Raw genomic sequence first — 19314 nt, 5'->3', positions numbered from 1 at the left:
AGGAGGCGCCGTGATCGTTCGCATCATGGGGGAGGGCCAGTGGAAACTGGCCGACAGCCACTTCGCCGAGCTCAACACGCTGGACGACGAGCTCCTCGAAGAGATGGAGAGCGGCGACGAGGACGGCTTCCGCCGGACGCTCGGCGCGCTGCTCGACGCCGTGCGGCGGATCGGCGAGCCGCTGCCCGACGACGCTCTGGAGCCTTCCGAGCTGATTCTGCCGGCGCCCGACGCTTCGCTCGCGGAGGTCCGCGAGATGCTCAGCGACGACGGTCTCATCCCTGGGTGACCCCTGCGGGGGCTGTGCCCCGGTCCCTCCCCCAGAGGGGGCACCCCCAACGGGCTGAAGTCAGCCCGTCCGGCGTTTGAGGACGCGCGCCGCAGGCGCGCTTGGGGGGCGCGGGGGCTTGCCCCCGCAAGAAACTGGGGGCACCTCCCAGCGGTAGCTGGGGGAGAAAGGGCGGGACCGGGGCACAGCCCGCCGCAGGCGCCCGCAGCCGCATCCCGCCCCGGAGGGGACCGCGATGACCACCCCCGCCCCCTCCGGCGCAGCCGGCCCGCACGGGAAGCTGCGCGCGCACCCCGTGGCCGCCGACGCCGCGGTCGCCGCCGCCGTCCTCGCCCTGATGATCGGCAGCGTTTTCGTCGGCCACCGGGTGGCGGAGCACCCGCTCGAACCCCTCTTCGTCACGTGTGCCGTCCTCGCCGCCGCGGCCCTCGCCGTCCGGCGCCGGGCGCCGCGTACCGTCCTGGCCGTCACGTCGGCACTGACCGTGGCGGGCGCCGCGGACGCCGGGGACGGGATCCCGCGCATCCAGGTGGCGCTGTCGGCCGTCGTGGCGCTCTACACCGTCGTCTCCCGCACCGAGCGCGCCGCGGCCCTGCGCATCGCGACGGTGACGATCGCCGTCCTCACCGGGGCGGTGATGCTGGTGGGCCCGCCGCCCTGGTACGCCCAGGAGAACGTGGGGATGCTCGCCTGGGCCGGCATGGCCGCCGCCGCGGGCGACGCCGTCCGCAGTCGGCGTGCGTACGTCGCCGCGATCGAGGAACGGGCGCTGCGCGCCGAGCGGTCCCGGGAGGAGGAGGCGCGCCGCCGGGTCGCCGAGGAGCGGCTGCGCATCGCCCGCGAGCTGCACGACGTGGTCGCCCACCACATCGCGTTGGTCAACGTCCAGGCCGGGGTCGCCTCGCACGTCATGGACAGCCGCCCGGACCAGGCGAAGCAGGCCCTGGCCCACGTCCGGGAGGCCAGCCGGTCCGCGCTGGACGAACTCCGCGCCACCGTCGGCCTGTTGCGCCAGTACGGCGACCCGGAGGCGCCCACCGAGCCGGCGCCCGGCCTCGGCGCCTTCGACCAGCTCGTGGACGGTTTCACCCGGGCCGGCCTGCGGGTGGCCGTCACCGTGACCGGCGCGCCGGCGGAGGCGCCGGAGCCCGGCGACGAGGACCCCGCCACGTCCGTCGCCGGCGCGCTGCCGGCCGCCGTCGACCTCACCGCGTACCGGGTCCTCCAGGAGGCGCTGACCAACGTCCACAAGCACGCCGGGCCGGGGGCCCGCGCCGAGGTGGTCATCCTGCGGGCGCCCGGAAGTCTGGTGCTCACCGTTCTGGACGACGGCCCGGAGGACGGCGGCCCGGGCGGTGGTGGTCCGGGCGGTGGTGGTCCGGCCGGCGGGCACGGCCTGGTCGGCATGCGGGAGCGGGTGACCGCGCTCGGCGGCACCATCGAGACCGGACCACGGCAGGGGACGCCCGGATTCCGGGTCCGCGTCCGGCTGCCCGTCCCCACCGGCCCCCGCGCCCGCCCCGGGCCCGCCCGCCGCCCGGCCTAGGCTGACCCCATGACCGACGAGTCCTCCATCAGCGTGCTCCTCGCCGACGACCAGGCCCTGCTGCGCAGCGCCTTCCGCGTCCTGGTCGACTCCGAACCCGGCATGCGCGTGGTCGGCGAGGCGGCGGACGGCGCCGAGGCGGTGCGCGTGGCCCGCGAGGTACGCCCCGACGTGGTGCTCATGGACATCCGGATGCCCGGCGTGGACGGCCTCGCCGCGACCCGCGAGATCTGCTCCGACCCGACGCTCGACGGGGTGCGCGTGGTGATGCTGACGACCTTCGAGGTCGACGAGTACGTGGTGCAGTCCCTGCGCGCGGGCGCCTCCGGCTTCCTCGGCAAGGGCGCCGAGCCCGACGAGCTCCTCGCCGCCATCCGGATCGCCGCGGCCGGCGAGGCGCTGCTCTCGCCCGCGGCGACGAAGGGGCTGATCGCCACGTTCCTCGCCCAGGGCGGCGGCTTCGACACCGGCGGCCCGGCGCGGCGGGGGGCGGAGGCGCTGGACGCGCTGACGGGGCGGGAGCGGGAGGTGCTGGTGCGGGTGGCCGGCGGGTTGTCGAACGACGAGATAGGGGAGCGGCTGGCCGTCAGCCCGTTGACGGTGAAGACGCACGTCAATCGGGCGATGGCCAAGTTGGGGGCGCGGGATCGGGCGCAGTTGGTTGTGATCGCGTATGAGACGGGTCTGGTGCGGCCACGGGGGGAGTAGGCCCCAGCCCCGCCCTTTCACCGTTTCTTGCGGGGGCGGACCCCCGCACCCCCGAAGCGCGCTGCGCGCGCTGTCCTCAAACGCCGGACGGGCTAAATCAGCCCGTCCGGCGTTTGAGGACGAGCGGCGAAGCCGCGAAAAGGGGGTCTGGGGGGCTTGCCCCCAGGAATCGGCGAAGGGGCGGGACTGGGGCACCACCCCCCAAACCAACCGCTGCCTACGGCAGCGCGAGCATCCGCTCCAGCGCCAGCTTCGAGAACGCCGCCACCTCCGGATCGACCTCGATCCGGTTGACGACCTTGCCCTCGGCGAGCGACTCCAGCGCCCACACCAGGTGCGGCAGGTCGATCCGGTTCATGGTCGAGCAGAAGCACACCGTCCGGTCGAGGAAGACGATCTCCTTGCCGTCCGCCGCGAAACGGTTCGCCAGCCGTCGCACCAGGTTGAGCTCGGTGCCGATGGCCCACTTCGACCCGGCCGGGGCGGCCTCCAGGGTCTTGATGATGTACTCCGTCGAGCCGACGTGGTCGGCGGCGGCCACGACCTCGTGCTTGCACTCGGGGTGCACGAGCACGTTGACGCCGGGGATGCGCTCGCGCACCTCGCGGACGGAGTCCAGCGAGAAGCGGCCGTGGACGGAGCAGTGCCCGCGCCAGAGGATCATCTTGGCGCCGCGCAGCTCCTCGGCGGTGAGGCCGCCGTTCGGCTTGTGCGGGTTGTAGAGGACGCAGTCGTCGAGGGACATGCCGAGGTCCCGGACGGCGGTGTTGCGGCCGAGGTGCTGGTCCGGGAGGAAGAGGACCTTCTCGCCCTGCTCGAACGCCCAGTTGAGCGCCCGCTCCGCGTTGGAGGAGGTGCAGATGGTGCCGCCGTGCTTGCCGGTGAAGGCCTTGATGTCGGCGGAGGAGTTCATGTACGAGACGGGGACGGTGGTCTCGGCCACACCCGCCTCGGTGAGGACGTCCCAGCACTCGGCGACCTGCTCGGCGGTGGCCATGTCGGCCATCGAGCAGCCGGCGGCCAGGTCCGGCAGGACGACCTGCTGGGCGTCGGTGGTGAGGATGTCGGCCGACTCGGCCATGAAGTGCACGCCGCAGAAGACGATGTACTCCGCGTCGGGGCGGGCCGCCGCGTCGCGGGCCAGCTTGAAGGAGTCGCCGGTGACGTCCGCGAACTCGATCACCTCGTCGCGCTGGTAGTGGTGGCCGAGGACGAAGACCCGGTCACCCAGCTTCGCCTTCGCGGCGCGTGCCCGCTCCACCAGGTCCGGGTCGGAGGGCGCGGGCAGGTCGCCGGGGCACTCCACGCCGCGCTCGCTGCGCGGGTCGGACTCGCGGCCGAGCAGCAGCAGGGCGAGGGGCGACGGGGCGGGGTCCTGGAAATCCAGGGACTGGGCGGTGGTCACGACACGCACCCTTTCTGTTCTGCGGACGACCGGACTGAGCTGCACCGGCCTTGTCGTCAATTTGACGCTATCTATCATAACTGCTTCGTGTCACTTTGACGATGCCCATTGCGTCGATGTGACGCATTCCCGGGCGCGCAAGGGATGTGCGAGCATGAAAGGCAGGAACACACGGCCGGACCCGGAATGAATCCCGGGCTCCGTCGGTTCAGCCGAGGGCAAGAGTCCGCACGAAACCCGGGAGTGAAGCAGATGTCCGTTCAGGACGAGAAGACCACTGTGAGCGACGGCATCCTCCTGTCCGACGCCGCGGCAGCGAAGGTCAAGAGCCTGCTGGAGCAGGAAGGCCGGGAGGACCTGGCGCTGCGCGTCGCCGTCCAGCCCGGCGGCTGCTCCGGCCTGCGCTACCAGCTCTTCTTCGACGAGCGCTCGCTCGACGGCGATGTCGTGAAGGACTTCGACGGCGTCAAGGTCGTCACCGACCGGATGAGCGCCCCGTACCTGGGCGGCGCCTCCATCGACTTCGTCGACACCATCGAGAAGCAGGGCTTCACGATCGACAACCCCAACGCCACCGGCTCCTGCGCCTGCGGCGACTCCTTCAGCTAAGGGCCGCGGGCACCGCGCGCGGAGAAGGCGGGCACCCCTCACGAAGGGGTGCCCGCCTTCCGCATGCCCAGGGACGGGGTGAAAGGGGGGGGCGGTCAGCCCCGCGGCACCGGCTCGCCCGTCGCCACGTCCACCACCTTGCGCCCGTCCAGCGGCCGGTCCAGCGCCACCTTCCGGTCGAACCGCCGGGCCATCAGCACACACGGCCGGCCGGGCTCCCGCTCCACGCCGGTGATCTTCACCGTCACCGCCGCCGGCGACTGGGCCTGCGCCGACACCGCGTAGTCGCTGCACACCCCACCCCAGAAGTGCAGGGTGAGCCGCGAGCCGTCGGCGCTGTACGAGGTCACCTGGGCCGGGACCGTCCGCCCCCGGACCCCGCCAGGAGCCGGCCGCGCACCCCGCGCCGCGGTGCGGAACTTCGGGTCCACGGCCGGCTCCACGACCGTCACCGTGGCCTTCCCGCCACCCGGCACCGCCGCCTCGAACAGCCACGACGGCACCAGCGCCGGCCGGCCCTCCACCGACCGCGCCGCCAGCGCGAACCGTGCCCCGCGTATCGGCACCGAGGCGCGCGGCAGCGTGCCGCCCGCACAGGGCGGGGAGGTGGTCTCCGGCCCGGACGGTTCCAGGGCGCTTCCCGCGTCCCCGCCCGCCGGCACGGGCGTCGCGCAGCCCCCGATCCGTACACCGTCCTTCCCGCCCTTCCCGGCCCGTCGGTTGAGCTCGTCGAGCGCCCGCGCGGCGCTGACCAGCGGATACTCGGCACCCTTCACCGGCGACACCAGCGCCCCCGCACCGTCCGTCACCCGGCCGTCGGCGCCGACCCGCAGCACGGTCTGCCGGCCGTACGTGGGGTGGCCGCCCAGCACCGGATCGGCCGTGACCGTCCGGACGGCACCGAACACCCGGCTCGCGTCCACCGTCGCGTCGCCCAAACCCAGCGCCGCGAGCACCGGCCGGGCCGCCGCCCGCGCCCGTTCCTCCGACACCGGACGAGCCGCCGCCGGATCGGACCCGCCGGGCCGGTCCCGGAACGACGGGCAGGCCGGGGCGTCACCGGAATCCCCGGGGCCTTCCTTCTCCGGCCCCGCGCCCGGCGGACGCACGCACGGCTTCCCGCCGGCGATCCCGTGCAGCGCGTACGTCCAGTCGCCCGGCGCGGCCACGCCCACCTGCACCGACGGTTCCGTTCCCCGTCCGACGGCCCAGACGCCGTCCGCCTTCCGCGGCTCACCCTTGACGCCCAGGGCCCGGGCCAGCGTCGCCACATCCGAGGCGGCCGGCGCCCGGCCCGCCGTGTAGACGGGGGCCCTGGCCGGGCCGTCGGGCAGCTTCCCCTCGGCCCGGTAGCGGGTGCCGCCGCCGTTGGGGTCCGGCTCGCCCACCGCGATGCCCGGCGGTGGCCCGCTCGAACCGGTGCCCCCGTCGTCGTCCAGCGCCAGCGGCGGCGGGGGCACCGCCCGTTCCTCCGCGGCCGGCCCCGACGAGCCGCCGCCCGCCGTCGCCGCCCAGTACGCGCCGCCGCCCCCGGCCAGCAGCACGGCCGCCGCGACCGACGCGACCACCGTCGGCGAGTGCTTCCGCCGCCGCTTGCCGGAGGTGTCGCCCTCGGTGCCCACCGCATCGCTCCTTCGCTCCGCTCCCACCGGTGTCCCGGTCCCCGCCCCGGCCGGGGTGAGGTGCCGGTGGGACGGAGCGGGGGAGCGGGCGGTTCCACGGCGGACCCGTCCGCCCCGGCCGGCTCGGGCGCCGTGCCCGTCGAGCCCCGTACCCGCCGGTCGCCGAAGCCGTCAGTCCCCGTAATCGGACATGCCGCGCAGCAGCCGCGCGGTCCGCTCCGGCACCGACACCCCGTGCGGCGGCCGGGCCGCCGGGGCGGACGGGGCCGCGGGGGTGTCAAGGGCCACCGCGACCGGCCAGTGCGGCAGCATCCCGGCACAGTCCCGGCGCAGCGCGGCGAGGGTGTCGTCGTCGGGAGCGGCGTCCGCGGCGGGCGGGGTGACGTGGTTCACAGGAGTCCCCATACCGGCACCGTACCGATCGCCGTGGCCGGGGAGAAAGGCCGACCATCGGGTAAATTCAGCCGCTCGTGGCGAGATCAGGACTGGTGTCCCGAGCGGGAGCCGGTAGCGTGGTACGGCCTTTTCCTGTTCGGCCCGCTTCCTCCCGTATAGCGCCACCGCCCCACGCCCCTTCACCGCCTCGCCCCGCAAGGAGCAGATTCGCCGTGCGTATCGCTGTCACCGGCTCCATCGCCACCGACCACCTGATGACGTTCCCCGGCCGATTCGCCGACCAGCTCGTGGCGGACCAGTTGCACACGGTCTCCCTCTCCTTCCTCGTCGACGACCTCGACGTCCGCCGGGGCGGCGTCGGCCCCAACATCTGCTTCGGCATGGGCGTCCTGGGCCTGCGCCCGATCCTCGTCGGCGCGGCGGGCGAGGACTTCGGCGACTACCGCGCCTGGCTGGAACGGCACGGTGTCGACACGGAGTCGGTGCACATCTCCGAGGTCCTGCACACCGCCCGTTTCGTCTGCACCACGGACACCGACCACAACCAGATCGCGTCCTTCTACACCGGCGCCATGAGCGAGGCCCGCCTCATCGAGCTCCAGCCGGTCGCCGACCGCGTCGGCGGCCTCGACCTGGTACTGATCGGCGCCGACGACCCCGAGGCGATGCTCCGCCACACACAGGAGTGCCGCACCCGCGGCATCCCCTTCGCCGCCGACCCCTCCCAGCAGCTCGCCCGCATGGACGGCGACGACATCCGGCAGTTGGTCGAAGGCGCCACGTACCTCTTCACCAACGAGTACGAGAAGGCCCTGATCGAGTCCAAGACCGGCTGGACCGGCGACGAGATCCTCGCCAAGGTCGGCACCCGCGTCACCACTCTCGGCGCCCGCGGCGTCCGCATCGAGCGCACCGGCGAGCCCGCGATCGAGGTCGGCTGCGCGGAGGAGCAGGCGAAGGTCGACCCGACGGGCGTCGGCGACGCGTTCCGCGCCGGATTCCTCGCGGGCCTCACGTGGGAGCTCTCCCTGGAGCGGGCGGCTCAGGTGGGGTGCATGCTGGCCACCCTCGTGATCGAGACGCTCGGTACTCAGGAGTACGAGCTGCGGCGCGGGCACTTCATGGAGCGGTTCGCCAAGGCGTACGGGCACGAGGCGGCGGCGGAGGTCCAGGGTCACCTGGGGTGACCCCTGCGGGGGGCTGTGCCCCGGTCCCGCCCTTTCACCGTTTCCTGGGGCTGCGCCCCAGACCCCGCTTATCGCGGCTTCGCCGCTCGTCCTCAACGCCGGACGGGCTGAATAGGGCGCCCACTCCAGCCCGTCCGGCGTTTGAGGACCTCGCGGCAAAGCCGCGATGCAGGGGTGCGGGCCCTCCCGCAAGAAACGGTGAAAGGGTGGGACCGGGGCACACCCCCCTACGAAACCCGCCGCACCGTATACCCCACCCCACCCTCCACCGCCCGCTCCCCTACATACTCCTGCCCCCGCATATCGCACCAGGCGGGAACATCCAGCCGCGCAGCCTCATCATCGGACAGCACGGTCACCAGCCCCCCGACCGGCACCCGGTCGAACACCTTCGCCAGCTCGATCACCGGAATCGGACACCGCTTCCCGAGCGCGTCCACGACGACCTCCGCCGCCCCGGAGGGCGGGGCCGCCGCCGGAGTGGGCGCGCCCAGGTGTTGCCGGACCCCTTCCACCACTGCCGGCAGCACGTCCAGGAACCGCTCCACATCCGTTTCGAGAGCGCCGCGCGGCAGCGAGACCCGTACGTTTCCTTCCGACAGCACCCCCATCGCCCGCAGCACATGGCTGGGTTCCAGCGTGCTGGAGGTGCAGGAGGAGCCGGACGAGACGGAGAAGCCTTCGCGGTCGAGGGCGTGGAGGAGGGCCTCGCCGTCGACGTAGAGGCAGGAGAAGGTGACGATGTGGGGGAGCCGGCGGGCGGGGTGGCCGACGACCTCGACGTCGGGGACGAGGGCGGGGACGCGGGCGCGGATCCGGTCGACGAGGGCGCGCAGCCGGGCCGCCTCCGCGTCGGCCTCCGCCCGTACCGCCCGCAGCGAGGCCGCCGCGGCGACGATGGCGGGGAGGGCGGGGAAGCCGGGCGCGCGGCCCGCCTCCCGTTCGTCCGCCGGGCCGGGCGGGGAGAAGCGGGTGCCCTTGCGGACGGCGAGCAGGCCGACGCCCGCCGGGCCGCCCCACTTGTGGGCGCTTGCCGTCAGCAGTGACCAGCCCTCAGGGACCGGTCCCCAGCCGAGCGACTGGGCGGCGTCCACCAGCAGCGGCACCCCCGCGGCCCGGCACACCGCCGCGACCTCGGCCAACGGCTGTTCCGTGCCGGTCTCGTGGTTGGCGGACTGGAGGGCGGCCAGCGCGGTGCCGGGGCGCAGCGCCGCCGCGTACTCGGCGGGGTCGACGAGTCCGGTCCGGTCCACGGCCACCCGGGTGACGCTCCCGCCGTCCGCCTCCAGGGCGTCGGCCGCGTGGAGTACGGCGGAGTGCTCGACCGAGGAGACCACCAGGTGGCGTCCGGTCCGGCGGCGGCCGCCGAGCGCCCCGGCGATGCCGTCGTGCAGCGCCCGGGTACCCGAAGGGGTGAACGAGAGTTCGTCGGGCCGGCAGCCGACCGCCTCGGCCGCCGTCTCCCGGGCCGCGTCGAGCAGCATGCGGGCCCGCCGGCCCTCCCGGTGGAGCCGGGCGGGGTCGGCCCAGCCCTCGTCGAGGGCGGCGAGCAGCGCCTGTCGGGCGACGGGGTGCGGGGGAGCGGCGGAGGCGGCGTCGAAGTAGGGCACGTCATCGAACCTAGCGCGCCGCCCGTTCCCGCGCGGGCCAGGGCTGACGCCCTCCCAGATCCTGCCCGGAGCCGGTCGTTCCATCCCTTCGGTGGGTCTTGGCGCGGCCCCCCGGCGCGTTGGGCACCCTCCCCGCGCGACCCCAAATAGCGTCCAGTAGGGTTTGGTCCGCATAAACATCCAAACCCTGCCCGCAGCGGGCCGGCGACCGACCGAGACGGCCGCAGCCGGCCGCGCGGGCGAGACTCTCGGGAAGGCGCTACGTGAGTCCCAACGGCTCCGACCGCTCGTCGCGGCGCCCGGTGCGGCGGAAGCTGCTGCAGGCGCTGGCCGCGGGCGCTGTTCTGGCGACCGCCACCGGTTGCACATCGAAGGACTTTCCCCGCCTCGGAATGCCCACTCCCGTCACGGAGGAGGCGCCGCGGATCCTCTCCCTGTGGCAGGGCTCGTGGGCTGCGGCCCTCGCGGTCGGTGTCCTGGTGTGGGGCCTGATCCTCTGGAGCGTCATCTTCCACCGGCGCAGCCGGAGCAAGATCGAGGTTCCTACCCAGACCCGGTACAACATGCCTCTCGAGGCGCTGTACACCGTGGTCCCGATCCTCATCGTCTCGGTGCTCTTCTACTTCACGGCCCGTGACGAGAACAAGCTCATCGCCAACCCGGACAAGCCGAAGCACGTCGTGAACGTGATCGGCTTCCAGTGGAACTGGGCCTTCAACTACATGGAGACCGCCCAGGGCCAGAAGCCGGGCAAGGCGCTGCGCGGCATCAAGGAGCTCGACGCCATCCCCGACCGGTTCCTGAAGAAGGCTCCGGCGGACGCGGCGGGCGTCTACGACACGGGCATCCCGGGCACCCGGAACCCGCAGAACGGCATGCCCGGTCCCACGCTGTGGCTCCCCAAGGGAGAGACGGTCGAGTTCATCCTGACCTCGCGCGACGTCAACCACTCCTTCTGGGTGCTGCCGTTCCTGATGAAGCAGGACGTCATTCCGGGCCACACCAACAGCTTCACGGTGACCCCCAACCGGGAGGGCACCTTCCGGGGCAAGTGCGCCGAGCTCTGTGGGCAGGACCACTCGCGGATGCTCTTCAACGTCAAGGTCGTCTCTCCTGAGCGGTACCAGAAGCACCTCAAGGAGCTGGCCGAGAAGGGCCAGACCGGCTACCTGCCGGCGGGCATCGCGCAGACGGATCACGCGAAGAACGCGGAGACCAAGAACAAGTGAGCATCCTCAACGAACCCCAGGGTGCCGCCGCATCAGCCCCGGCAGCACCGCCTGTTCGCGCCAAGACGCCAGGCAACCAGGTGATCAAGTGGCTGACCACCACCGACCACAAGACGATCGGGACCCTGTACCTGGTCACGTCGTTCGTGTTCTTCTGCATCGGCGGCGTCATGGCGCTGCTGATGCGCGCCGAACTCGCTCGCCCCGGCACGCAGATCATGTCGAACGAGCAGTTCAACCAGGCGTTCACGATGCACGGCACGATCATGCTGCTGATGTTCGCGACGCCGCTGTTCGCCGGCTTCGCGAACTGGATCATGCCGCTGCAGATCGGCGCGCCCGACGTGGCGTTCCCGCGACTGAACATGTTCGCCTACTGGCTGTACCTGTTCGGCTCGCTGATCGCCGTGGCCGGCTTCCTCACCCCGCAGGGTGCGGCCGACTTCGGCTGGTTCGCCTACGCGCCGCTGACCGACAGCGCCCACTCCCCGGGCGTCGGCGGTGACCTCTGGATCATGGGTCTGGCCTTCTCCGGCTTCGGTACGATCCTCGGCTCGGTCAACTTCATCACCACGATCATCTGCATGCGCGCGCCCGGCATGACGATGTTCCGGATGCCGATCTTCACCTGGAACGTCCTGCTGACCGGTGTCCTGGTCCTGCTGGCCTTCCCGGTGCTGGCCGCCGCGCTCTTCGCGCTGGAGGCGGACCGCAAGTTCGGGGCCCACATCTTCGACGCGGCCAACGGCGGCGCGCTGCTGTGGCAGCACCTGTTCTGGTTCTTCGGCCACCCCGAGGTCTACATCATCGCCCTGCCGTTCTTCGGCATCATCTCCGAGGTCATCCCGGTCTTCTCCCGCAAGCCGATGTTCGGCTACTGGGGCCTGATCGCGGCGACCATCTCCATCGCCGGTCTCTCGGTGACGGTGTGGGCGCACCACATGTACGTGACCGGTGGCGTGCTGCTGCCGTTCTTCTCCTTCATGACCTTCCTGATCGCGGTCCCGACCGGTGTGAAGTTCTTCAACTGGATCGGCACCATGTGGAAGGGCTCGCTGTCCTTCGAGACACCGATGCTCTGGGCCGTCGGCTTCCTGATCACCTTCACCTTCGGTGGTCTGACCGGCGTCATCCTGGCCTCGCCCCCGATGGACTTCCACGTCTCCGACTCGTACTTCGTCGTCGCGCACTTCCACTACGTCATCTTCGGCACCGTGGTCTTCGCGATGTTCGCCGGATTCCACTTCTGGTGGCCGAAGTTCACCGGCAAGATGCTGGACGAGCGGCTCGGCAAGATCACCTTCTGGACGCTGTTCGTGGGCTTCCACGGCACGTTCCTGGTCCAGCACTGGCTGGGCGCGGAGGGCATGCCCCGCCGGTACGCCGACTACCTGGCGGCCGACGGCTGGACCACGCTGAACACCATCTCCACCATCAGCTCGTTCCTGCTCGGCCTGTCGATCCTGCCGTTCTTCTACAACGTCTGGAAGACCGCCAAGTACGGCAAGAAGGTCGAGGTCGACGACCCGTGGGGTTACGGCCGCTCCCTCGAGTGGGCGACCTCCTGCCCGCCGCCGCGGCACAACTTCCTCACGCTGCCCCGCATCCGCTCCGAATCCCCGGCGTTCGACCTGCACCACCCGGAGATCGCGGCGCTGGAGCTGGAGGAGAACCTCGCTGACAAGGCCCTCGTGGGTGGCAAGGAGGCCGGCAAGTGAAGATCCAAGGCCGGATGTTCATCTGGCTCTCCGTCTTCATCCTGGCCATGGCCGTCGTCTACGGCGTGTGGTCGAAGGAGCCGGCGGGCACGACCGCGCTGTTCCTCGCCTTCGGCCTGTGCATCATGGTCGGCTACTACCTGGCGTTCACCGCGCGCCGGGTGGACGCCGGAGCGCAGGACAACAAGAACGCGGACGTCGCGGACGACGCCGGTGAGCTGGGCTTCTTCGCCCCGCACAGTTGGCAGCCGCTGTCCCTGGCGATCGGTGGCGCCCTCGCCTTCGCGTCCATCGCGATCGGCTGGTGGCTGATGTACTTCTCCGCCCCCCTGATCGCGGTCGGCCTCTTCGGCTGGGTGTTCGAGTTCTACCGCGGCGAGAACCAGAACCAGTAGGTTCCGCGCCGCGCACGGGCCGGGCCCCGCACACCACTCGGTGTGCGGGGCCCGGCCTTTTGCCGGAGTGTCAGGAGTCCCCACCCGTTTGCACCGCCCCGGGGGCCGAAGAGGCCGATCCTTCCTACGGTGTGACCATGAGCCACTCTCCTCGACGCCGCACGGTGCTCGGCGGCGCGCTGCTGCTGGTCCCCCTGGCGCTGGGGGGCAGCGGGTGCAGCTCGTCCAACCCGCTGGCCGACGCGCCCTACGACGCCACCGGCCAGGTCGTGCTGAAGGGCGCCGAGGACGGCCGCAAGGTCGACCCGAGCGTGCCCCTGGAGGTGAAGGCCACCGGCGACGACCGCATCACGGACGTCATCGCCACCGACGCCGCCGGCCGGTACGTCGGCGGCGAACTGGCCCCCGACGGCTCGTCCTGGCACAGCACCGGATCGCTCGCGGCCGGCGCGCACTACACGGTCCGGGTGAGCACGGAGGACGACGACGGGGCCCAGGGCCGCCGTACGATCGGTTTCGACACCGGCCCGGCCACCCGGCTGCTGACCGTCGCGTTCGGCCCCAAGACGGGCACCTACGGCGTCGGACAGCCGATCACGGCGGAGCTCAGCACCCCCGTCCAAACCCCCGCCGCGCGGGCCGTCGTCGAACGCACCCTGCGGGTGGAGTCACGACCCGCCGTCCAGGGCTCCTGGTACTGGGTGAACAACCGGGTCCTGCACTACCGGCCCAAGGAGTTCTGGCCCGCGCACGCCTCCATCGACGTCCGTGCCACCCTCGACGGCATCAAGGTCGGCGGCGGCATGTACGGCGGCCCGTCCAAGCCGCTGCACCTCGACACGGGCGACCGCGTGGAGGCCGTCACGGACGCCGCCGGGCACTACATGACGGTTCTGAAGAACGGCCAGGAGATCCGGTCGATCCCGGTCACCACCGGCAAGCCCGGCTACGACACGCGCAACGGGGTCAAGGTGATCCTGGGCCAGGAATCCTTCGTACGGATGCGCGGGGACACCATCGGCATCGCCGAGGGCAGCGCCGACTCCTACGACCTGCCCGTCTACTGGGCCACCCGGGTGACATGGAGCGGCGAATACGTGCACGCCGCGCCGTGGTCCGTCGGCTCGCAGGGCGCCGACAACGTCAGCCACGGCTGCACCGGCATGTCCACCGAGAACGCCAAATGGTTCTTCGACACCGTCCGGGTGGGTGACATCGTCAAGGTCGTCGGCAGCGCGGGCGCCACCATGACGCCCTTCGACAACGGCTTCGGCGACTGGAACCTGTCCTGGGAGGACTGGCGCAAGGGCAGCGCCCTGGCGGCCGGGACACGGGAGGGCGCCACCCCGGCCGACGCGGCCCGGCTGCGGCCCAGCGTCTGACGGCCCTGGGCTCCGACGGCCCTGAGCTCCCACGGCCCTCTGCCCGGACGGCCCCTGGGCTCCGACGGCCCTGGGCTCCCACGGCCCTCTGCCCGGACGGCCCTCTCCCCGGACGGCCCTGTGCCCCTGTGCCCGGACGGCTCCGCGCGCCGACCACCCCCGCGTATCCGTCCTGACGCCCGTCGCGGTTCCGGACCCCCGTCCCGGGCCGCCGTCCCGGGCGCCCGTCACATCCCCAGGCGCCCCTCGCGTACTCAGGCGCCCCCCGGGGCCCTCAGGCGTCCGTCACGGCGTGTGCCGCCGACCGTGCCCGCAGCAGCCCGGCCAGGGCGCCGGCGAAGGCCACCGGGTCCACCGGGTGCGTCACCGCCGCGTCCGCCCGGCTCCAGGTGGCCAGCCAGGCGTCCTGCGGGCGGCCCATCAGGAGCAGTACGGGCGGGCACCGGAACACCTCGTCCTTGAGCTGCCGGCAGACGCCCATGCCGCCCGCGGGGGCCGTCTCGCCGTCCAGGACGCAGACGTCGACCCGGTGGTCCGCCAGGGTCCGCAGCACCGCCGGGAGGGTGGCGCACTCCAGGTACTCGACCGGCGGCACGTCCGCCGCCGGGCGCCGGCCGCCGGCCAGCCGCACCTGTTCGCGGGTGCGCGCGTCGTCGCTGTAGACCAGCACCGTGGCCGTCGGCTGCATCGTTACCTCCACGCTCAGACTGGGGTGTCCCGGGCACAGCTATGGAACGAGGGGACCGCTGGCGCGGATGCTACTCCGCGGGAGGGGCCCGCGAGGAGGGGCCGAGCGGGCCGACGGCCCGTCACCGGCGCCCGGTGCATAACGTGCGAAGCCCTGCGGAAGGGTTCGTTCCTCCCTTCGGGGGACCACGTGACGGCTCCGGGGCGGCCGTTGCCGGACACCGCGTTCGGCCGTACGAGCAGGGCACACGTCCTTGACACACCGAACGGCACCCCCCGGAGTGAGCGCGAGATAAGCGACCGACATAATGTCGGTCGTGGCGACAGCAACAGCAGTAGATACCGGGCACGCGCACCCCTCGGTCAACCGACCGAACCTCACCAGCGTCGGAACCATCATCTGGCTGAGTTCCGAGCTGATGTTCTTCGCGGCCCTCTTCGCGATGTACTTCACCCTGCGATCGGTGACCGGCACCGACCACTGGTCGGACATGGCGTCGCATCTGAACGTCCCGTTCTCGGCGGCGAACACCACGATCCTGGTGCTCTCCTCGCTGACCTGTCAGCTCGGCGTGTTCGCGGCCGAGCGCGGTGACGTGAAGAAGCTGCGTACCTGGTTCGTGATCACCTTCGTGATGGGTGCCATCTTCATCGGTGGCCAGATCTTCGAGTACACCGACCTGGTCAAGGAGGCGGGCCTCTCGCTGTCTTCCGACGCGTACGGCTCGGCCTTCTACCTGACGACCGGCTTCCACGGCCTGCACGTGACGGGCGGACTCATCGCCTTCCTGCTGGTCCTGGGCAGGACGTACGCGGCCAAGAGGTTCACCCACCACCAGGCGACGGCGGCCATCGTCGTCTCCTACTACTGGCACTTCGTCGACGTGGTGTGGATCGGCCTCTTCGCCACGATCTACTTGATCAAGTAATCGGTCCCGTCCCGCACCGGACCAACAGTCCAGCATCGACGCAGAAGATCCTGACACCGGGGTAATCCGTGAAAAAGCTCTCCGCACGACGACGCCATCCGCTGGCGGCGGTCGTCGTCCTACTCTTCGCGCTGGCGGTAACCGGGGGGCTGTACGCCGCTTTCGCGCCGGCCGAGTCGGCCAAGGCCGATGACACCGCCCAGTCCCTGGCCATCGAGGAGGGCAAGAAGCTCTACGCCGTCGGCTGTGCAAGCTGCCACGGCACCGGCGCTCAGGGCACCTCCGACGGGCCGAGCCTGGTCGGCGTGGGTTCCGCGGCCGTGGACTTCCAGGTCCGCACCGGCCGTATGCCGATGCAGCAGCAGGGCGCCCAGGCGCCCCGCAAGAAGCCGGTCTACACGCAGGCGCAGACCGACCAGCTCGCCGCGTACATCGCGTCGCTCGGCGCGGGCCCGGCGGTGCCCTCGAAGGACCAGTACAGCCCCGACGGCGGCGACATCGCCCGGGGTGGCGAACTGTTCCGTACGAACTGCGCCCAGTGCCACAACTTCACGGGCAAGGGCGGCGCGCTGTCGAACGGCAAGTTCGCGCCCAGCCTGGAGGACGTCGACCCGAAGCACATCTACGAGGCCATGCAGACCGGCCCGCAGAACATGCCGTCCTTCCCCGACACCACGATGTCCCAGAAGAACAAGAAGGACATCATCGCGTACCTCGACGAGGTCAACACCAGCAAGTCGGAGAGCCCGGGCGGCCTCAACCTGGGCGGGCTCGGCCCGGTCAGTGAGGGTCTGTTCGGGTGGATCTTCGGCCTCGGCGCGCTGATCGCCCTCGCCATCTGGGTCGCCGCCCGGACCGCAAAGGCCAAGAAGTCATGAGTAGCCAAGACATTCCAGAAGAGACCCTGCCGAGCAAGCAGGGCGACACGCGCGAGGGCGCGGTGACGGTCAAGGGCGATCCCTTCGCCGACCCGGGCCTGCCGCCGCACGAGCACCGCATCCAGGACATCGACGAGCGGGCCGCCAAGCGCTCCGAGCGCGCCGTGGCGTTCATGTTCACGCTGTCCATGCTGGCCACGGTCGGCTTCATCGCCGCCTACCTGGCCATCCCGATCGACAAGAACATCTACCTGTTCCCGCTCGGGCATGTCAGCGCCATGAACTTCACGCTGGGGCTCACCCTCGGCGTGGCCCTGTTCTGCATCGGCGCCGGCGCGGTCCACTGGGCGCGGACCCTGATGTCCGACGTCGAGCACATCGACGAGCGCCACCCGATCCAGGCGTCCCCCGAGGTCAAGGCCAAGGTCATGGCCGACTTCGCCGACGGTGCCGCCGAGTCGGCGATGGGCCGCCGCCCGCTGATCCGCAACACGATGTTCGGCGCCCTGGCGCTGATGCCGCTCTCCGCCCTGTTCCTCTTCGGCGGCATGGGCCCCAAGCCGGGCACCAAGCTCCGCAAGACCAAGTGGGCGGCCGGCAAGATGCTGGTCAACCAGAACACGATGCAGCCCCTGCGTCCCGAGGACGTCCAGGTCGGCTCCCTCACCTTCGCCATGCCGCAGGGCATGTCGGAGGAGGACCACGACTTCCAGAACCAGATCGCCAAGGCCGCCCTGATGATCGTCCGGCTCCGTCCGGAGGACATCAAGGACAAGAAGGAACTGGACTGGTCGGTCGACGGCATCGTCGCGTTCTCGAAGATCTGCACGCACGTGGGCTGTCCGATCAGCCTCTACGAGCAGCAGACCCACCACGTGCTCTGCCCGTGCCACCAGTCCACCTTCGACCTCTCCGACGGCGGTCGCGTGGTCTTCGGTCCGGCCGGGCACGCCCTTCCGCAGTTGCGGATCAAGGTCAATGACAAGGGCTACCTCGAGGCGATGGGCGACTTCGCCGAGCCCGTCGGTCCTGCCTTCTGGGAGCGCGGATGAGTACTGCAGACACCACCGCGGCCGGCAAGGCCGGCCGCAAGGCACCCGCGGGTGAGCGGGTCGCCGACTGGGCCGACGGCCGGCTGGGCATCTACAGCCTGGCCAAGGCCAACATGCGGAAGATCTTCCCGGACCACTGGTCCTTCATGCTGGGCGAGGTCTGCCTCTACAGCTTCCTGATCATCATCCTCACGGGTGTGTATCTGACGCTGTTCTTCCACCCGAGCATGAACGAGGTCGTCTACCACGGCTCCTACGTCCCGCTCCAGGGACAGCGGATGTCCGAGGCGTTCTCCTCGACGCTGCACATCAGCTTCGACGTCCGCGGTGGTCTGCTCATCCGGCAGATCCACCACTGGGCCGCGCTGATCTTCCTCGCCGGCATGTTCGTGCACATGATGCGCGTCTTCTTCACGGGCGCGTTCCGCAAGCCGCGTGAGATCAACTGGCTGTTCGGCTTCCTGCTGTTCGTCCTCGGCATGTTCACCGGCTTCACCGGTTACTCGCTGCCGGACGACCTGCTCTCCGGCACCGGTGTCCGCTTCGTGGACGGCGCGATCCTGTCCGTGCCGCTGATCGGCACGTACCTGTCGATGCTGATCTTCGGCGGGGAGTTCCCCGGCGGGGACTTCGTGGCGCGGTTCTACTCGGTCCACATCCTGCTGCTGCCGGGCATCATGCTCGGTCTCGTGGTGGCCCACCTGATCCTGGTCATCTACCACAAGCACACGCAGTACCCCGGCCCCGGCCGGACCGAGAAGAACGTCGTCGGCATGCCGCTGCTGCCGGTCTACATGGCGAAGGCGGGAGGCTTCTTCTTCCTGGTCTTCGGTGCCATCGCGGCCATCGCGGCGATCGCCACGATCAACCCCATCTGGGAGATCGGCCCCTACCGGCCGGACCAGGTGTCCACCGGCGCCCAGCCCGACTGGTACATGGGCTTCGCCGAGGGTCTGATCCGTGTCATGCCGGGCTGGGAGATCAACATCTGGGGCCACACCCTGGTCCTGGGCGTGTTCATCCCGCTGGTCATCTTCCCGCTGGTGCTCATCGCCATCGCCGTCTGGCCGTTCCTGGAGTCCTGGGCGACCGGCGACAAGCGGGAGCACCACCTGCTGGACCGCCCGCGCAACGCTCCGACGCGCACCGCCTTCGGTGTCGCCTGGATCGCCGCGTACTTCGTGATGCTGATCGGCGGTGGAAACGACCTCTGGGCCACGCACTTCCACCTGTCGCTCAACGCGATCACCTGGTTCGTCCGCATCGGCTTCTTCGTGGTTCCCGCGCTGTCGTTCATCGCCACCCGCCGGATCTGCATGGGCCTCCAGCGGCGCGACCGGGAGAAGGTGCTGCACGGCCGCGAGTCGGGCATCATCAAGCGCCTGCCGCACGGTGAGTTCGTGGAGGTCCATGAGCCGCTGACGCAGGAGCAGCTCCACACGCTCACCGCGCACGAGCAGCCCAAGCCGCTGGAGCTGGAGCCCGAGGTCGACGAGAACGGCGTCGCCCGCAAGGCGTCGGCGAGCCAGAAGCTGAAGGTGCGCCTCTCCAAGAGCATGTACGGGGAGGACAAGTTCGTCCCCAAGGCCACGGCGGAGGAGTACCAGGAGATCACGAGCGGCCACGGCCACCACTGATCCCCTGACCGCCCTCTACTGATCACGACTGATCG

General features: G+C 71.1%; 18 protein-coding genes. 13 read left to right on the top strand and 5 right to left on the bottom strand.

Features of this window, described 5'->3' with window-relative positions:
* Positions 1-10: 10 nt before the first annotated feature.
* The 3 genes from pspAA (at position 11) to ACZ6X9_RS12675 (ending at position 2543) form a co-directional block, all read left to right on the top strand.
* The gene (gene pspAA / locus ACZ6X9_RS12685; RefSeq protein ID WP_469777990.1) at positions 11-289 is read left to right on the top strand and encodes a PspA-associated protein PspAA; all 279 of its coding nucleotides are present in this window, start codon (positions 11-13) and stop codon (positions 287-289) included.
* Positions 290-524: 235 nt separating this feature from the next.
* Positions 525-1835 (top strand): sensor histidine kinase, encoded by a 1311-nt coding sequence (locus tag ACZ6X9_RS12680; protein WP_469777989.1) that lies wholly within the window; start codon positions 525-527, stop codon positions 1833-1835.
* A gap of 9 nt (positions 1836-1844) precedes the next feature.
* On the top strand, positions 1845-2543 hold the full coding sequence (locus ACZ6X9_RS12675; RefSeq protein ID WP_469777988.1) for a response regulator: 699 nt from the start codon (positions 1845-1847) through the stop codon (positions 2541-2543).
* Positions 2544-2760: 217 nt separating this feature from the next.
* Here ACZ6X9_RS12675 and nadA read toward each other — a convergent pair whose 3' ends face one another.
* Positions 2761-3948 (bottom strand): quinolinate synthase NadA, encoded by a 1188-nt coding sequence (gene nadA / locus ACZ6X9_RS12670; protein ID WP_469777987.1) that lies wholly within the window; start codon positions 3946-3948, stop codon positions 2761-2763.
* A 252-nt stretch (positions 3949-4200) separates the two neighbouring features.
* Here nadA and erpA point away from each other — a divergent pair, with 252 nt between their 5' ends.
* Entirely contained in the window at positions 4201-4557 is a 357-nt protein-coding gene (gene erpA, locus ACZ6X9_RS12665) for an iron-sulfur cluster insertion protein ErpA (RefSeq protein ID WP_071963520.1), read from the top strand.
* 95 nt (positions 4558-4652) lie between these two features.
* Here the strand turns inward: erpA and ACZ6X9_RS12660 are convergent, their stop codons facing one another.
* Entirely contained in the window at positions 4653-6179 is a 1527-nt protein-coding gene (locus ACZ6X9_RS12660; protein ID WP_469777986.1) for a hypothetical protein, read from the bottom strand.
* Positions 6180-6350: 171 nt separating this feature from the next.
* On the bottom strand, positions 6351-6584 hold the full coding sequence (locus ACZ6X9_RS12655; protein ID WP_469777985.1) for a hypothetical protein: 234 nt from the start codon (positions 6582-6584) through the stop codon (positions 6351-6353).
* A 203-nt stretch (positions 6585-6787) separates the two neighbouring features.
* Here ACZ6X9_RS12655 and ACZ6X9_RS12650 point away from each other — a divergent pair, with 203 nt between their 5' ends.
* Positions 6788-7762, top strand: coding sequence for a carbohydrate kinase family protein (locus ACZ6X9_RS12650; protein ID WP_469777984.1), 975 nt, complete (start codon positions 6788-6790; stop codon positions 7760-7762).
* Positions 7763-7989: 227 nt separating this feature from the next.
* On the opposite strand, the gene ACZ6X9_RS12645 is transcribed toward ACZ6X9_RS12650, so the two are convergent.
* Positions 7990-9372 (bottom strand): aminotransferase class V-fold PLP-dependent enzyme, encoded by a 1383-nt coding sequence (locus ACZ6X9_RS12645; RefSeq protein ID WP_469777983.1) that lies wholly within the window; start codon positions 9370-9372, stop codon positions 7990-7992.
* Positions 9373-9635: 263 nt separating this feature from the next.
* Between ACZ6X9_RS12645 and ctaC the strand changes: the two genes are divergently transcribed.
* From ctaC to ACZ6X9_RS12625, 4 genes are all read left to right on the top strand, one after another.
* Positions 9636-10601: an aa3-type cytochrome oxidase subunit II gene (ctaC, locus tag ACZ6X9_RS12640; protein WP_469777982.1), complete on the top strand. Its 966-nt coding sequence runs from the start codon at positions 9636-9638 to the stop codon at positions 10599-10601.
* Complete coding sequence (ctaD, locus tag ACZ6X9_RS12635; RefSeq protein ID WP_436782726.1) at positions 10598-12319, top strand: aa3-type cytochrome oxidase subunit I; 1722 nt, start codon at positions 10598-10600, stop codon at positions 12317-12319. The genes ctaC and ctaD overlap by 4 nt, the downstream gene beginning before the upstream one ends.
* Positions 12316-12714 (top strand): cytochrome c oxidase subunit 4, encoded by a 399-nt coding sequence (locus ACZ6X9_RS12630; protein ID WP_469777981.1) that lies wholly within the window; start codon positions 12316-12318, stop codon positions 12712-12714. The genes ctaD and ACZ6X9_RS12630 overlap by 4 nt, the downstream gene beginning before the upstream one ends.
* Positions 12715-12851: 137 nt before the next feature.
* On the top strand, positions 12852-14096 hold the full coding sequence (locus ACZ6X9_RS12625) for a L,D-transpeptidase (RefSeq protein WP_469777980.1): 1245 nt from the start codon (positions 12852-12854) through the stop codon (positions 14094-14096).
* A gap of 274 nt (positions 14097-14370) precedes the next feature.
* Here the strand turns inward: ACZ6X9_RS12625 and ACZ6X9_RS12620 are convergent, their stop codons facing one another.
* A complete protein-coding gene (locus ACZ6X9_RS12620; RefSeq protein WP_469777979.1) occupies positions 14371-14784 on the bottom strand; it encodes a hypothetical protein in 414 nt (137 codons plus the stop codon).
* A 307-nt stretch (positions 14785-15091) separates the two neighbouring features.
* On the opposite strand from ACZ6X9_RS12620, the gene ctaE reads away from it, so the two are divergent.
* The 4 genes from ctaE (at position 15092) to qcrB (ending at position 19279) form a co-directional block, all read left to right on the top strand.
* Entirely contained in the window at positions 15092-15712 is a 621-nt protein-coding gene (gene ctaE / locus ACZ6X9_RS12615; RefSeq protein ID WP_152264355.1) for an aa3-type cytochrome oxidase subunit III, read from the top strand.
* 68 nt (positions 15713-15780) lie between these two features.
* The gene (qcrC, locus tag ACZ6X9_RS12610; protein WP_469777978.1) at positions 15781-16590 is read left to right on the top strand and encodes a cytochrome bc1 complex diheme cytochrome c subunit; all 810 of its coding nucleotides are present in this window, start codon (positions 15781-15783) and stop codon (positions 16588-16590) included.
* Entirely contained in the window at positions 16587-17642 is a 1056-nt protein-coding gene (qcrA, locus tag ACZ6X9_RS12605; protein WP_469777977.1) for a cytochrome bc1 complex Rieske iron-sulfur subunit, read from the top strand. The genes qcrC and qcrA overlap by 4 nt, the downstream gene beginning before the upstream one ends.
* Positions 17639-19279, top strand: coding sequence for a cytochrome bc1 complex cytochrome b subunit (gene qcrB / locus ACZ6X9_RS12600; protein WP_469777976.1), 1641 nt, complete (start codon positions 17639-17641; stop codon positions 19277-19279). Before qcrA ends, qcrB begins: the two co-directional genes overlap by 4 nt.
* Positions 19280-19314 lie beyond the last annotated feature (35 nt).

Source organism: Streptomyces sp. NPDC052910 (assembly GCF_055585605.1).
The sequence above is the reverse complement of the archived record's forward strand: the minus strand, read 5'-3'. Positions and strand labels throughout refer to the sequence as shown.